Genomic DNA, 16,085 nt, shown 5'->3' on the forward strand with positions numbered 1-16,085 from the left:
TCGTCTCGTAGTCTCACACACGTCATGTCTGCCCGCTAACCCGGTTGGGGTTCAACGCGTCCCGCCGCCGCTGTGACGGTGCGCCGGCCGCCCGTCCGCGACGGCCACCAGTTCGCCCGCCCGACCAGCGCGGCGATCGCGGGAACGGTGATCGTGCGCACCACGAAAGTGTCCAGCAAAATCCCTACGCCGATCACGAAACCGCCCTGGACCACGGTGCCGATGCTGGAGAACAGCAGACCGGCCATGGAGGCGGCAAAGATCAGGCCCGCGGCGGTGATCACACCGCCGGTCGAACTCAGCGTGCGAACGATGCCGTAGCGCACGCTGCTCAAAGACTCGTCACGCATCCGCGAGACGAGCAGCATGTTGTAGTCGGCGCCGACCGCGACCAGCACCACGAACGCCAGCGGCGGCACGCTCCAGTGCAGGTGCTGGCCGAGCAGGAATTGAAAGAACAGAACGCCGATACCCACCGCCGACAGGTACGAAATGACCACGGAGGCAACCAGATACAGCGGCGCCACGATCGCCCGCAGCAGCGCGATCAAGGTCAGCAGCACGACGAGGAGGGTCACCGCGATGATGAACCGGATGTCGTGCTGGTAATAGTCGCGGGTGTCTTTGAGCCCGACGGTGAACCCCGCCATCGACACCGTGGCGTCCCTCAGGGCGGTGTTCGGCTGGGCCCCCTTGGCGGTCGCGGTGATCGCGTTCACCTGATCCATCGCTTCGGTGCTGAACGGGTTGAGCTTGGTTTGCACGAAGTAGCGCACCGAGTGGCCGTCCGGCGAGATGAACACCTTGGCGGCCTGCTGGAACTCCGCCAGATGCAACAGCTGTGGCGGGATGTTGAACCCGGCCATGGCCGGTTGCGCCGCGTCGTGTTTGAGCGACAGCAGAAACGCCGCCGACTCGCTGAGCCCGGCACCGAGCTGCTTGACCTGGTCGACGAGCTGGGCCACGGCGTCGGCCACCTGCCGGCTGCCACCGGCGAAGCGGTCGGCGCCGTTTTGCAGGTTGTTCAGGTTCGCCTGCAGCCCGCCGGGTTGGTCCATTCCCAGGGAGCGCAGCACGTTGGTGAGCTTCGTCAGCGCCGCACGCAGCCGCTCCGTCGACGCCTTGAGGGCACGCTTGTCCGGGTACTCCTGCAATTGATGCGACAGGTCGTTGATCGCGTCGAGGTCGGCCTGATCGCGCCCGCCCGTCAGCTGCTCGAACGTCCCACGGGTGGCGCTGCACGACGGATCGGCGTCGCAGACCGGGTTGCCCCGCAGCGCTGTCAGCACCGGCCCTATCCACGCGAACAGGTTCTTGCCGGCCGAGAAGTTCCAGCCCATGGCGTTGCTGAGCGAGTTGACGTGGTCGACCAGTTGGGCCGCGAGGTCGACCTCCTTGACCAGCGTGTCGCCGCTGTACTGGTTCTTCGCCGACGAGAACGCGTTCTCCAATTCCTGAACGCCGGCGGCGAGCTGGCTGACCTGGTTGCGGACGTCGCCGAGGTTGTCGGCCAGCGTGTCCGTCCCTTTGACCAGCCGGTTGAGGTCACCCGCGTGGTCCTTGATCAGGTTGGAGCCGCCGGCCAGCAGGGTGCCCACGGCGCCCGCCTGGTAGGTCGCGCGGAATTGGTCGGGCACCTTTCCCGTCGGACGGGTGATGCCGCTGACCGCGGCGACGTTCGGCAGTTGGCTGACCCGGTCCGCCATCTGTTCGAGATCGGCGAGGGCCTGCGGGGTGCGCAGGTCACGCGGCGACTGGACCAGGATGTACTCCGGGATGGACTGGTTCACGTCGAAGTGGCGGTCCAGCGCGGCATAGCCGACGGAGCTCGGGGCGGAGGACTTCAGCGCCTTGCGGTCGTCGTAGTTGTAGCGCACCAAGGCGGCGCAGCTCGCCAAAATGATCAACACCAGCACACTGGCGACCAGGTGGGCCTTGGGCCGCCGCACGATGCGGATGCCGGACCGCCGCCAAAACCGGGCGGTCAGTTCGCGGCGCGGCTTGATGAAGCCGCGCGGCCCGGCCAACACCAAGATCGCGGGCAGCAGCGTCAGCGCGGCGAGGAAGGCGACGCCGATGCCGATCGCCGATGACACCCCGACCGTTTTGAACACCCCCATCCGCGCGAAGCTGATGAGCAGAAACGTGATCCCGACGGTGCTGGCGGACGCGGTGATCACCTTTCCGATCGAGATCATCGCCCGCTTGACCGACTGGTCGAAGTCCTCGCCCGAGCGGCGATAGTCGTGATAGCGGCTGATCAGAAAGACCGCGTAATCCGTTCCGGCGCCGGCCATGATCGCGCTCAAAAACACGATGGACTGGTTCGAGACGCCCGAGCCGGTCAGCTGCGAGTACCCCGCCACCACCGACTGCGCGATCAGCAGCGACAACCCGATGGTTATCAACGGCAGCAGCATGGTGATCGCGCTGCGGTACACGATCAGCAGGACGACCAGCACCAGCACGGCGATGGCCAGCTCGATCGGAAGCCGATCCTGGTCGCCGGCGACGGTGAGGTCGGCGACGGTCGCCGCGGGGCCGGTGATGTTTGCCGTCAGGTGCGAACCCGGGGGTGGCTGCGCCAGGGTGTGTTTGACGAGGTCGCCGATTTGGTTGAAGGAGGCGTAGGCCCGCGGCGTCCCCAACTCGCCCGCGACCCCCACCGGCAGCACCCATGCCTTGTGGTCCTTGCTGGTCACCACGTCACGCAGGGGCGGCGTGGTGATGAAATCCTGCACCATCACGACGTCTCGGGTGTCCGCGCGCACCGCGTCCACCAGTTTGCGGTAAGCGGCTTCGTCGGCCGGGCCGAGCCCCTTATCGTCGGTGAGCACCACCAACAGCAGGTCTTCGGAGCCCGATTCGTGAAACGCCTCGGTCATCTTGCGGGCGGTGACGCTCGACGGTGCGTCGCCGGGCAGGATGGAAAGCGGGTGCTTCTGGGCCATCTCGTTCAGGGAGGGCAACGTCAGCGGCAGGGCGACCGCGACCGCGACCCAGACGCCGACCACCACCCACGGCCACCGGACCACAAAATCGGCTAGCCTTCGCATATCGCCCTCATCCCTGCGCCGGGGGCCATCGGGTCACTCCGCTACGCAACGCGTCCCCAATGCCCGCTGCCGGCGACCCGCACGCACACCGACTTCATGGCCTCCATGTAGCGCGTGACCGATTTTTGGGCGACCGGATTGTCGGGGAACATGATGGCCATCGCCGTGCCCTCGCCGTAGCGGAAAACGTAGATCGTCAGCTGGTACGAATACCGGCCGTCGGAGTAGATGCCGATGTTGTTCGCATATCCCATGTCGGCCGCCGCGAGAACCGCGTTGAGCGGAGCGGCGCCGCCATGCAAGAAATTCGTCACCGGGAAATCCGGCTGTGGCCAACTCAGCCACGGCGCCAATTCCAACACGCGGTAATACGGCACCTTCGCCAAGTGCAGGCCCGAATCGAACGACGCCTGCGCCGCCCACGCCGCCTCGCCGAAAGAAGCCGCGGCTATCGGCACGGTGATCGGGACCAAGCCGGTGAACCAACCCTGCGTCATGAAGTTGTCGGTGGTCCTGCGCGTGTCCCTCGGAGTGAGGCCGTAATAGGTGAGCGCCCCGGTGAATTCGTGCTCCACCAGGGCGATGCAGGCGAACAAGCCGCCGATGAAGCGCGCGCCCACCGCCGAACAGGCCGATTCGAACCGCTCCGTCTGTTCCGCGTCCATCAGGAGCTCGGAGATCATGTCGCTGCCACAGGGCTCCAACGGGTTGCCGAGCGGCAACGGGAATTCGGGAAATCCGCCATTGTTGTTTTCGGCGAAGTCAATCCACGCGCGCACCTGGGGCGAATCCACGGTCAACGTCGACGTGAACTGGCGCTCGCGGGCGCAGAAATCGTCGAAGCTGCCGGCGTCGGGAAGCGCAAGGGGCTCACCGCCTCCGCTCAATGCCGCGTACATCCCGTTGGCCTCGAGCATCGTGGTGCCGATCAGCGTCGCGTCCCCGTGCACATGATCCATCGCGGCGAAGAAGGTGAAATTGTTTTCGCCTTGGACGACGCCGAAGGTGAAGCAGCCCCATTCCAGCGGATTCGGTATGCCCACGACGTGCGCGCGGATTTCGTCGACGGTCATGGTGCCGTGATCGACCGGCGCGAATTCGATCACCGAAGGGTCGCCGATGGTGTGCCTGACGAAATCTCCATTGCCGATGTGCTCGAACCAGCTCCGGAACGTGTCATGCCGGCGCAGGTACGCGTTGACGGCGTAATCCATCGCAGCGACGTCGCACTGGCCGGGCAGCTCGCAGGTCGCGATGATCTGGCGGGAAAAGCCCAGCCCGGCATCGGTCCGCTCGTGGAAATTACGGAGGTGCTGGCCCTGCATGTAGCTGACCGGCACCGTGCTGGCCGGCGCCTGGCGGGCCTTCTCGGCCGCCGCGGCGGTCGGATGCCAGGAGATGACTGCGCCCGGCGTCGGCGTCCAGTCACCGAGCGAGCCGATCGTAATCTTCCCGATGCGCAAAACTTTCTCCTCGGTCTGGTCGGCTGCAATTGGCCCCCGCCCGCAGCGACACAAAGATAGCGCTCTCGGCGGTCGGCGGCGCCGACATGCGCGGATCGCCCGCGCAGCTCGCCGGCCGCCCCGGGTCGGCGGTGACCGAAGACCCGGCGCGAGCGCCCGCGCCCGCCCCGCCCGACGATACTTGTGCGGCGCGCGCGGCCACGCGCGCACGCTTGCAATACTTGAGACCGTGGCGGTTCGGCTGCGCGAACCCAACGGACATGTGTAGATTCCCTAACAACGGTCGCTGGATGCGGTACGCCGGGGGAGTCCCGCCAGGTCTGGTCCTGGGTGCGTGCAATGAGTGACCTGAGGCGTGGTGGTAGCGACCACGGTCCGGGCGCCGAACAATTGGGCCCGCGCGGGCACATCGAATCTTTGCGCACCGAAGCAGGAGGACGATCGCATGGCATCCGTCGAAAACCCAATGAACTCGGCGTTGGGTTCCGCGGGCTTCGCGATTGTCGGCTACGCGGCGCGGTTCCCGGGCGCCGCCGACGCCGACGAGTTCTGGCAGGTGCTCGCCGAAGGCCGGGATGCGATCTCGGAGGTGCCCCGGGATCGGTGGGACGCCGACGAATTCTTCGACCCAGATCCCGACGCGCCCGGCAAGGTGGTCACCCGTCGCGCGGGCTTCGTCGATGACGTGACCGGCTTTGACGCGCCGTTTTTCGGCATGTCGGCGCGCGAGGTCAGGTTGATGGACCCGCAGCATCGGCTCCTGTTGGAGACGGCGTGGCGGGCGGTCGAGCACTCGGGCACTGCGCCAACGTCTTTGGCCAACACCAACACCGGCGTGTTCATCGGTTTGGCCACCCATGACTACCTGGGAATGGTGTCCGACGAGCTGACCTACCCCGAGATCGAGGCCTACACGGCGATCGGGACGTCGAACGCCGCGGCGGCCGGACGCATCAGCTACCGACTTGGGCTGCAGGGGCCGGCGGTCGCCGTGGACACCGCGTGCAGCTCGTCGCTGGTGGCGATCCACCACGCCTGCCAGGCGCTGCGGTTGGGCGAGTGTGACCTCGCGCTGGCCGGCGGCGCGAACGTCATGCTCACCCCGGCGACCATGATCACCTTCTCGCAGGCGCACATGCTCGCCCCCGACGGCCGGTGCAAGACCTTCGATGCGGCCGCGGACGGCTACGTGCGCGGCGAGGGTTGCGGCATCATCGTGGTCAAGCGGCTCGAGGACGCGATCCGCGACGGCGACCGGATCCGCGCCGTGATCCGGGGCAGCGCGATCAACCAGGACGGCGCGTCGGGCGGGTTGACGGTGCCCAATGGCGTTGCCCAGCAACGGGTTATCGCCGAGGCGCTGGCGCGCGCGGGCGTCGCGGCCGGCGATGTCGGATACCTGGAGGCGCATGGGACCGGGACGTCGCTGGGCGACCCGATCGAAGTCCAAGCCGCGGGCGCGGTGCTCGGCGCCGGGCGTGACGCGGACCGCCCGCTGCTGATCGGCTCGGTCAAGACGAACATCGGGCATCTGGAGGCGGCCGCGGGGATCGCGGGTGTGATCAAGGTGATCCTGGCGCTCGAGCACGAGATGCTGCCCCAGCACCTGCACTTTCGCACGCCGTCGCCGCACATTCCCTGGGAGCGGCTTGCGGTGCAGGTGGTCACCGAGCCCACCCCCTGGGAACGCAACGGCCGGCCCCGCGTCGCGGGAGTCAGCTCGTTCGGGTTCGCCGGAACCAATGCCCACGTCATCCTCGAAGAGGCCCCGGTAACACCCGGCCCCGGCCCGGTCGGCGTCGCGCCCGGCCCCGCCGAGCGGCCCGCGGGCCGCCGGTTCAGGGTCCTGCCGCTATCGGCCCGCACGCCGGACGCGCTGGTGCAGATCGCCGATCAATACCGCGGCTGGCTGCGCGCGCACCCGGACGCCAGCCTGGCCGACGTGTGCTTTACCGCCGGGGTGGGCCGAGCGCACTTCGAGCACCGGGCCGCGTTGGTGGTCGATTCGAGGGAAGCCGCCGGCGAGTTGCTCGGTGCCCTCGCCGACGATCGCCCGGCGCCCGGGCTGGTGCGCGGCGTGACCGACGACCGGCCGAAGACGGCGTGGCTGTTCACCGGGCAGGGCAGTCAGTACGCCGGCATGGCGCGGGAGCTGTTCGACACCGAGCCGGTGTTTGCCGAGACGCTGCACCGCTGCGCGGCCGTCGTCGCCGACGTCCTTGAAAAGCCGTTGCTGGACGTGATTTTCGACACGGATGATCCGGACAACGAAGAGACGTTGCGGCAGACCAGCTACGCCCAGCCCGCCTTGTTCGCGGTCGAGATGGGCCTGGCCCGCCTGTGGCAGTCGTGGGGCTTCGAGCCCGACGTGGTGCTGGGCCACAGCGTCGGCCAGTACGCGGCGGCCTGCGTCGCGGGCGTGCTGAGCTTGGACGACGGCGCGCTGCTGATGGCCGAGCGCGGCCGCCTCTTCGGCAGTTTGCCCGCGGGCGGTCGGATGGCCGCGGTGTTCGCCCCCGCCGAGCGCGTCGAGGGCCTCACCGACGAGTTCCCCGGCCTGTCGGTGGCCGCCTACAACGGCGCCAACGCCGTGCTGTCGGGACCGGCGCACGATTTGGGCCAGGCGGTCGGGAGGTTGACCGGCGACGGCGTGCGGTGCGACTGGCTGGACACCAGTCACGCGTTCCACTCGGCGTTGCTCGACCCGATCCTCGACGAGTTCGAGGCCTACGCGAACCGGTTCACTTTCAGGCCGCCGGAACGGATGTTGGTCTGCAACCGCACCGGCGCCGCGCTCGGCCGGAGCGTGAAGCTCGATGGCGCCTATTGGCGCCGCCACGCGCGCCAGCCGGTGGAATTCGCCAAGAGCGTGCGCACCCTGGCCGACCTGGGGTGCAAGGTGTTGCTCGAGATCGGGCCGCAGCCGGTGCTCACCGCCGCGGCCCTGCGGGCCTGGCCCGACGCGGCCACCGCGCCGCGCGCGATCGCCTCGCTGCGTCGCAACACCGCCGACCACCGCCAGATCAGCGAAGCCCTCGCCGAGGCGTACGTCCTGGGCCACCTGCCCGACTTCGGCGCGGCGCTGGGGCCGGCCCAAAAGCTGGACCTGCCCACCTACCCGTTCCAGCATCGCCAGTACTGGTTCCACGACAACCGCGACCGGCCCAACCCGCAACAGGACGAGTCCGCGCGCACCGAGGCCGTCCGCCTGCTCGAGGACGGCCGGATCGAGGAGCTCGCGGCCCTGCTCGACGGCGGGAGGGGCGACCAGCAGACCCTCGCCGTGCTGACAAGGCTTGCCGCACAGCACAATCAGCAGCGCAAGACCCAGTCCATCGCGGATGCGCGCTACGAGATTCGTTGGGACGAAGCCGCCGGTGGCGCGTCCGATCCGGAGGCCGGCGAGGGATCCGGCTGGCTCATCGTCGGCGACGACGCCGACGCGGTGGGGCCCCTGGCCGACGCGCTGACCGCGCGCGGCCACCGGCATCGGGTCCTCGGGTTGCCGGCGTCCGACGCGGACGAGGAACGGCTCGAGGCGGTCTTGCGGGCGGCGGTGGCAGAGGACCCGACGCTGCGCGTCCTGCATGTCGGCGCCCTCGGCGCCGGCCCCGAGGCGTCGATGCGGTCCCTGCTGCGGATGCAGCACCACATCCTGGGCGGCACCCGGCGGCTCTTCCGCGCGGCCGTCGCCGCCGAACTGCGCGCACCGATCTGGGTGATAACCCGTGGCGCGCAACGGGTCACGGACGCGGACGTGGTGTCGCCGGACCAAAGCTGCCTGTGGGGATTCGGTCGTGCCGCCTCGCTGGAGCATCCGCAGGTGTGGGGCGGCCTGGCGGACTTGGCCGAGGGCACCGTCGACGAGTGGTCGCGGCTGATCGACCGGTTGGCCGCGGCGCCGCGCGACGCGGCCCCGAAAGAAGACCAGGTCGCCGTGCGCGACCAAGCGGTCTACGTTCCGCGCCTGGTCCGGCGGGCTGAGCCGTCGACCGCGGCACCGCTGGCGTTGCGTGACGACGCCACGTATCTGGTGACCGGGGGGCTGGGTGCGGTCGGGCTGGAGATCGCCGGATACCTGGCGGCGCACGGCGCCCGACACCTGGTGCTGACCGGGCGGCGCGCCCCCGGCGGTGCCGCCCAAGCGCGCATCGATGCGCTGCGCGAGCGGCACGGCTGCGAAGCCCGGGTCGAGACGGCGGACGTCGCCGACGCGCACGACGTCGAGCGTCTGCTGGCCACCGTGCGGGCCGAACTGCCGCCGTTGGCCGGCATCGTCCACGCCGCCGGCGAGATCGGCACCACCCCGCTGCGTACCCTGGATGACGCCGAATTGGATCGGGTGTTCGCCGGAAAGGTTTGGGGCGCTTGGCATTTGAGCGAAGCCGCGGCGGACCTGCGGCTCGACTTCTTCCTCAGCACCTCTTCGATCGCTTCGGTGTGGGGCGGGTTCGGTCAGACCGCCTACGGCGCGGCCAACGCCTTCCTCGACGGGCTGGCCTGGCGGCTGCGCGAGCGGGGCGTCGCGGGGATCAGCGTCAACTTCGGTCCCTGGTCGGCGGGCATGGCCGACGAGGAGTCCCGCGCGCGACTGGCGCAGCGCGGCGTGCGGACGTTGTCGCCCGCCGACGCGTTGGCGGGCCTGGCCGACGTCATGGCGGGCTCGTCTGAGCGGGGCGCGGCGCAAGGGGTCGTGGCCCGGATCGACTGGGCCCGCTTTTTGCCGCTCTACCAGCAAGCAGGCAAGCGGGCGTTTTTGGCCGAGCTGCAGCGTGAGGTGCCCGATTCGGCGCCGCCCGGGGCGTCGGGGCCGGCCGGCAAGACGCGACTGGTCGAACAGCTGACCAACGCTCCGGTGCAACGACGGAAGAAACTCGTCGTCGATTACCTGCGCGAGGCGGTGGCCGAGGTGACGCGGGTCGACGCCGCTGAGATCCGCGAGGACGCAGGGTTTTTCGACCTCGGCATGGACTCGCTGATGGCCATCGAACTGCGGCGGCGCATCGAGCAAGGGGTCGGCAAGGAGGTGCCGGCGACCCTGGCGATGGACTACCCGCGCCTGTCCGACGTGGCGGACTACTTGCTCGGCGACGTGCTCGGGCTTAACGAGCAGCCCTCCCTTGCCGCGGGGGCCCGGGCGGCCGCCGCGGCGACCGCGCGCACCGACGAACCGATCGCGATCATCGCGGTGGCGTGCCGCTTTCCCGGCGCGCCCGACCCGGAGGCCTTCTGGGAGGTGCTTTCCGGCGGGGTCGACGCGATCCGAGAGGTTCCGGAGGACCGGTTCGACATCGACGAGTTTTACGACCCGGACCCGGACACTCCCGGCAAGATCTACAGCCGTTTCGGCGGATTCCTCGACGGCATCGACGGATTCGATCCGGAGTTCTTCGGCATTTCCCCGCGCGAGGCGGTGTGGATCGACCCTCAGCAGCGGCTGATGCTGGAAACCGCGTGGGAGGGCCTCGAACGTGCCGGCTATTCCCCGGGCTCGCTGCGCGGCAGCCGAAGCGGCATCTTCGTGGGGGTGGGTGCCAACGAGTATTCGCACCTGCTGTCCGCCGACTCGGTGGAGAAGCTCGAGCCCCACTTCATCACCGGCAATGCGCTCAACGCCATCTCGGGCCGGGTGGCCTTCGCGCTCGGGCTGGAGGGGCCGGCGGTCGCGGTCGACACCGCGTGCAGCTCGTCGCTGGTGGCCGTCCATCAGGCCTGCCAGGCGTTGCATTCCGGCGACTGCGATTTGGCGTTGGCCGGTGGTGTGAACGTCTTGCTGAGCCCTGTGTCCATCATCGCCGCCTCACGCGCCCGGATGCTTTCGCCCGTGGGCCGGTGCAAGACGTTCGACGCCTCCGCCGACGGCTACGTGCGCGGTGAGGGCTGCGGGATCCTGGTGCTCAAGAGGCTGAGCGACGCGGTGCGCGATGGCGATCGGGTGTGCGCGGTCATCCCGGGCAGCGCGGTCAACCAGGACGGCGCGTCCAGCGGTTTGACGGTTCCCAATGGTGGTGCGCAGCAACGACTTATCGCCGCGGCGCTGGCGCGTGCCGGTCTGTCCGGCGGCGACGTCGACTACCTCGAGGCGCACGGGACGGGGACCGCGCTGGGCGATCCGATCGAGGTGCAGGCGGCCGGCGCCGTCTACGGCGCCGCCCGGGAGGCCGACCGGCCGTTGCTGATGGGATCGGTGAAGACCAACATCGGCCACCTCGAGTCGGCGTCGGGGGTGGCCGGCCTGATCAAGGTGGTGTTGTCGCTGCAGCACGAAGTGCTGCCGCAGAGCCTGCACTTCGAGACGCCATCGCCGCACATTCCGTGGGACGCGCTGCCGGTTCGGGTGGTGGACAAGGCGATTCCGTGGCAGGCCAACGGCAGGCCGCGACGCGCCGGCGTCAGTGCATTCGGGTTCACCGGGACGAACGCGCACGTGCTGATCGAGGAGGCGCCGCCACACTCGGCCGACGAATACTCGACGGGCGGCACCTTCCCCGACGCAGTGGCATCGGAGCGGGAGACCCAGGACGAGCCGGTCGAGGTGCTGCCGCTGTCCGCGCGCTCCCCGGAGGCCCTTACGGCGTTGGCGCAGCGATACGGGGCGTGGCTGGACGCGCACCCCAAGGTCGACATCGCCGACGTCTGCTTCACGGCCGGGACTGGGCGTTCGCACTTCGAGCACCGGGCCGCGCTGGTCGTGGATTCGGTTCAGGGGGCCCGCGAACTGCTGTCCGAGTTGGCCGAAAACCGGGCGCGACCGACAGTGGTGCGGGGTGAATGCACGGACCCGCCGACGACGGCGTGGCTGTTCACCGGGCAAGGCAGCCAGTACCCCGGGATGGCGCGCGAGTTGTTCGACGCCGAACCGGTCTTCGCGGACACGGTGCGGCGCTGCGCGGAAGCGGTCGAGGGCATCGTGGCGCGCCCGCTGCTGGAGGTGCTGTTCGCCACCGACCGCGAGACGGGCGGTCAGGCCGGAGAAACCTTGCGGCACACGTCTTTTGCGCAGCCCGCGCTTTTCGCCGTCGAGATGGGCCTGGCCCGGCTGTGGCAGTCGTGGGGTGTGGAGCCCGACGTGGTGCTGGGGCACAGCGTGGGCCAGTACGCGGCGGCGTGCGTGGCCGGGGTTTTCGGCCTCGAGGACGGGGCCCGCCTGATCGCCGAACGCGGCCGCCTGTTCGGCAGCCTGCCCGACGGCGGGCGAATGGTGGCGGTGTTCGCCGACGCCAAGTACGTCGAGGAGATCGCCAACGAGTTCCCCCGGGTCTCCGTCGCCGCCTACAACGGCCCCAACACGGTGCTGTCGGGTCCCGCCGCCGACCTCGAAGAGATCGTCGCCCGGTGCGGCAACGACGCAACCCGCTGCAGCTGGCTGGAAACCAGCCACGCCTTCCACTCCGAGCTGTTGGAGCCGGTGCTCGGGGAGTTCGAGTCCTACGCCGCGGGTTTGTCATTCGCCATGCCGACGTTGCCGCTGGTCTGCAACCGCACCGGCGCCGTGCTCACCGCGGAAACCCCGCTGGACGCCCAGTATTGGCGGCGACATTCCCGCCAGCCGGTGCAGTTCGCCGAAAGCGTGCGCACCGTGGCGGCGCTCGGTTGCACGGTGTTGATGGAGATCGGGCCGCAACCGGTCCTGACCGGGGCCGCCGTGCAGGTCTGGCCGGACCATCTGGCCGCCCCGCGGGCGATCGTTTCCCTGCGCAAGGGCGTCGCCGACCGCCGCCAGATCGCCGACGCGCTCGCCGCCGCCTACGTCAGCGGTCATCGACCGAAATTCGCTGCGCTGCAGCGTCAACCACGCCGCAGGCTGGAACTTCCCACCTACCCGTTCCAGCACCGCCGCTTCTGGCCCAAGGTGTCCGGCGCCACCGGCCTCGACGGCCAGGGGGCCGCGGTGTCCGGAATCCTCGGCAGCGGAAAAGATCTCGCGTCCGGTGACACCGTCTACACCAGCCGGCTGTCGGTCAAGTCGCAGCCGTGGCTTTCCGACCATGTCATCTATGGCACCGTCGTGGTCCCGGGGGCGACGTACGCGGCGATGGCGCTGGCCGCCGCCGGGCCGCCGGCGCGGGTGCAAGAGGTGTTCTTTTATGAGCCGATTATCCTGGGCGAGAAGGCCTCTCGCGAGGTGCAGCTGACGTTGCACCCGCTCGACGACGGTGACGGGTGGAGCTTCCGGGTGCACAGCCGTCCCTACGGCGTCAGCGATGCCGACTGGTCGTTGAACGCCGACGGCACCCTCGTCGCCGGCGCCGGCGGTATCGAGGACGAGCCGGCCGCCGATGCGGTGGACCCCGCGGAGTCGCTCGAGGCGGCGATCGAGCGGATGAACCGCATGCGCCCGCAGGAGCTGTTCGAGACCTTCGCCGACCTGGAGTTGGCCTGGGGGCCCAACTGGTCCGGCTCCTTGAAGTCGCTGTGGCTCGGTGAGGGCGAGGCGATCGGCGACATCACCGTCGGCGAGGAACTCGCCGAGCACCTCGGGGCCGAGCCGATGCACCCGGTGCTGCTCGACCTGTGCACCGGGGTCGCCTTCCCGGCGTTCCCGGCGCTGCTGGCAGCCGAGCAGGGGGTCAGCGACCTGTTCTTGCCGTTGCGGTACGGGCGGGTGGAACTGCGGGAGAAGATGCCCCGGCGGTTCTACTGCCGCGCAAGGTGGCACGCCAGTGCCCTCGACAGCGAAACGCAGGTCTTCGATCTCGACTTCGTGGACCGGGATGGCCGCAGCCTCGGCGGGATTCGTGAGTTCACGGTCAAGCGCGCGCCCCGAGAGGCGTTGTTGCGCGGGCTCGGCGGCGACGCCACCCGGCTGCTGTACGCCCTCGGCTGGCACGAGGTGCCGCTACCGGCACCGAGCGACGACGCCCATAACGGGATGGGCACCTGGCTGGTCGCCGGATTCGGCGAGCTGGCGGCGCGGCTGCCGGGCTGCATTTCCTTTGACAGGGGCGCGGATTCGGAGCCCCTGGGGCAGTTGTTGGTGCAGGCGAAAGACCGCGGTATGCCCTTCTCCGGCATCGTCTGGCGCGGCACCGGACCGGGCTCGCAGGAGTCGGCGCCCGACTCCGCGGCGCGGCTGGAGAGTGAGATCGCCGAGCTGCTCAGCGCCGTGCACACGCTGCAGCGCGACGAGGCGCTCAAGCTTCCGGGCGGGCTGTGGATCGTCACCGAACGGGCGGTGGCCACCGAATCCGGTGAGCCGGTCGATCCGGTGCAGGCGGCGCTGTGGGGGCTCGGGCGCACCATCGTCAACGAGGAACCGGCGCTGCGCTGCAGGCTGGTCGATCACGACGGGTCCGAGCAGGCCGCGTCAGCGCTGGCCGGTCTGCTCGCCGCGCCGATCGAGGAACCGGAATTGGCCCTGCGGCAAGGCAAGTTCCTGGCACCCCGGTTGCTGCAATGGTCGCGCAGCGGTCATCTCGCGGTACCGCGGGCGGCCGATTACGCGCTGGCTCCCACCGAGCGCGGTGCGATCGACAACCTGCGGCTGAGCGAGGCGGACGTGCCCGCGCCGGACGACGGCTACGTGCAGGTTCGGGTGGAGGCCGCCGGATTGAACTTCCGGGACGTGCTCAACGTGCTGGGCCTCTACCCGGGCGATCCGGGCCCCATCGGCGGCGACTTCGCCGGCGTCGTGACCCAATTGGGCGGCGGCGTCACCGGACTCGAGGTCGGCCAGCGGGTCTTCGGGTTCATGCAGGGCGCGTTCGCCAGCCGGTTCAACGTGCCCGCTCAGCTGCTGGCGCCGATTCCCGACGGGGTGAGCGCGGTCGACGCGGCGACCATTCCCGCGGCGGCGCTGACGGCCCGGCTCGCGTTCGACTGGGCGCAGCTGAAGCCCGGCGACCGGGTCCTGATCCACGCCGCCAGCGGCGGCGTCGGATTGGCCGCCATCCAGATGGCGCAGCAGCATGGTGCGATCGTTTTCGCCACCGCCAGCACCTACAAGCGCGCGACGTTGCGCAAGCTCGGCGTGCAACACGTATACGACTCGCGCACCACGGATTTCGCCGACCAGATCCTCGTCGACACCGACGGCGCCGGCGTCGACGTGGTCCTCAACAGCCTCACCAACGAAGGGTTCGTCGAGGCGACCGTGCGGGCCACCGCCCAGAACGGGCGGTTCGCCGATATCGCCAAGCGAGACATCTGGACACCCGAACAGATGGCGGCGGCCCGGCCCGATATCGCCTACGAGATCGTCGCGCTGGACACGGTGACCTTCCAAGAGCCCGAACGCATCCGCAGCCTGCTGGGTGAGGTCTCCGACGGCCTGGCCCGGGGCGAGTGGACGCCGCTGCCCGCCGAGATCTACCCGCTGACCGAGGCGAAGACGGCGTTCCGCCGGATGCAGCAAGCGCGGCACATCGGCAAGATCGTGCTGCAGATGCCGAAACCGTTGCAGCCGCGCGGGGATCGGAGCTATCTGATCACCGGTGGACTCGGCGCGATCGGCCTGCACACGGCGGCCTACCTGGCGCAGCTCGGTGCCGGTGACATCGTGCTGACCAGCCGGCGCGCGCCCGACGCGGACGCACAGCGGGCGATCGACGACATCACCGAGCGGCACCGGTGCCGCATCCACACCTTTGCCGCCGACGTCGGAAACGAGGCGCAAGTCGAAGAGCTGCTGGAGCGCATCCGCGCGGAGCTGCCCCCGCTGGCCGGGGTGGCCCACCTGGCGGGCGTGCTCGACGACGCCCTGCTCTCCCAGCAGAGCCCGGAGCGTTTCCGGGCGACGTTGGCGCCCAAAGCTTTCGGCGCCTTGCACCTGGACCGGCTGACCAAAGACGACGATCTGGACTTCTTCATCGTGTCCTCCTCGGTGTCCAGCCTGCTGGGTTCCCCCGGCCAGGCCAACTACTCGACGGCCAACGCGCTGCTGGACGGGCTGGTGGCGCGACGCAAGGCGCACGGCCTGCCGGCGACCGGCATCAACTTCGGTCCCTGGGGCAAGGGCGGCATGGCCTCGTCGGAGGCCGCGCGCGCCAATATCGGTGCGCAGGGCCTTCTTCCGCTGGAGCCGTCGGGCGCCCTCAGCGCGCTCGCCGAGGTCGTCGGCAACGGAACCGGGCAGGCAACCGTCATCAAGGCCAACTGGCAGCGTGCCGCGAAGGTGCTGGGCAGCTCCCGTCCGCCGATTCTCGACCTGGTGTTGCCCAGCGCCGTGTCGGACCAAGCCGGCGACAGCGAGATGCTGCGACAGCTGCAGGAGATACCGGTGGCGCAGCGCGCCGGTTTCATCACCGAATTTTTGCAGCGCGAGGTGCAGGGATTCCTGCGGCTCGCGCAACCGCCGGCCGCGACCAGCCGGTTCCTGGATCTGGGAACGGATTCGCTGATGGCGGTCGAACTGCGGAACCGGCTGCACAGCCAGTTCGGGGGCGCGTTCACGATCAACGCCACCGCGGTCTTCGACTACCCGACGATCGCCGGGCTCGCCGAGTATCTGGCGAACCAACTGCCGGACGCCGGGTCGCAGTCGGAGCCGGTGCCGGCCGCGGAAACGGTTGCGGCGCCGGAACCTAGCTCCGCAGAGGTCGGGGAGCCCGGGCCGAGCTGACGCGGC

At 69.6% G+C, this 16,085-nt stretch carries 2 protein-coding genes and 2 pseudogenes; 2 read left to right on the forward strand and 2 right to left on the reverse strand.

Going from position 1 to position 16,085, the window contains the following annotated elements; genetic code table 11:
- Positions 1–35: 35 nt before the first annotated feature.
- Entirely contained in the window at positions 36–3,056 is a 3,021-nt protein-coding gene (locus AWC19_RS11515) for an MMPL/RND family transporter (protein WP_085078233.1), read from the reverse strand.
- A gap of 41 nt (positions 3,057–3,097) precedes the next feature.
- Positions 3,098–4,519 (reverse strand): condensation domain-containing protein, encoded by a 1,422-nt coding sequence (locus tag AWC19_RS11520; protein WP_085078234.1) that lies wholly within the window; start codon positions 4,517–4,519, stop codon positions 3,098–3,100.
- Between the two features lie 445 nt (positions 4,520–4,964).
- Here AWC19_RS11520 and AWC19_RS11525 point away from each other — a divergent pair.
- Both AWC19_RS11525 and AWC19_RS31590 read left to right on the forward strand, forming a co-directional pair.
- Positions 4,965–12,756 (forward strand): annotated as a pseudogene (locus tag AWC19_RS11525) (type I polyketide synthase); the annotation flags it as partial.
- A 92-nt stretch (positions 12,757–12,848) separates the two neighbouring features.
- A pseudogene (locus tag AWC19_RS31590) lies at positions 12,849–16,079 on the forward strand (SDR family NAD(P)-dependent oxidoreductase); the annotation flags it as partial.
- Positions 16,080–16,085: the final 6 nt, after the last annotated feature.

The sequence above is a fragment of the Mycobacterium palustre genome (assembly GCF_002101785.1).
Classification (GTDB): Bacteria; Actinomycetota; Actinomycetes; order Mycobacteriales; family Mycobacteriaceae; genus Mycobacterium; species Mycobacterium palustre.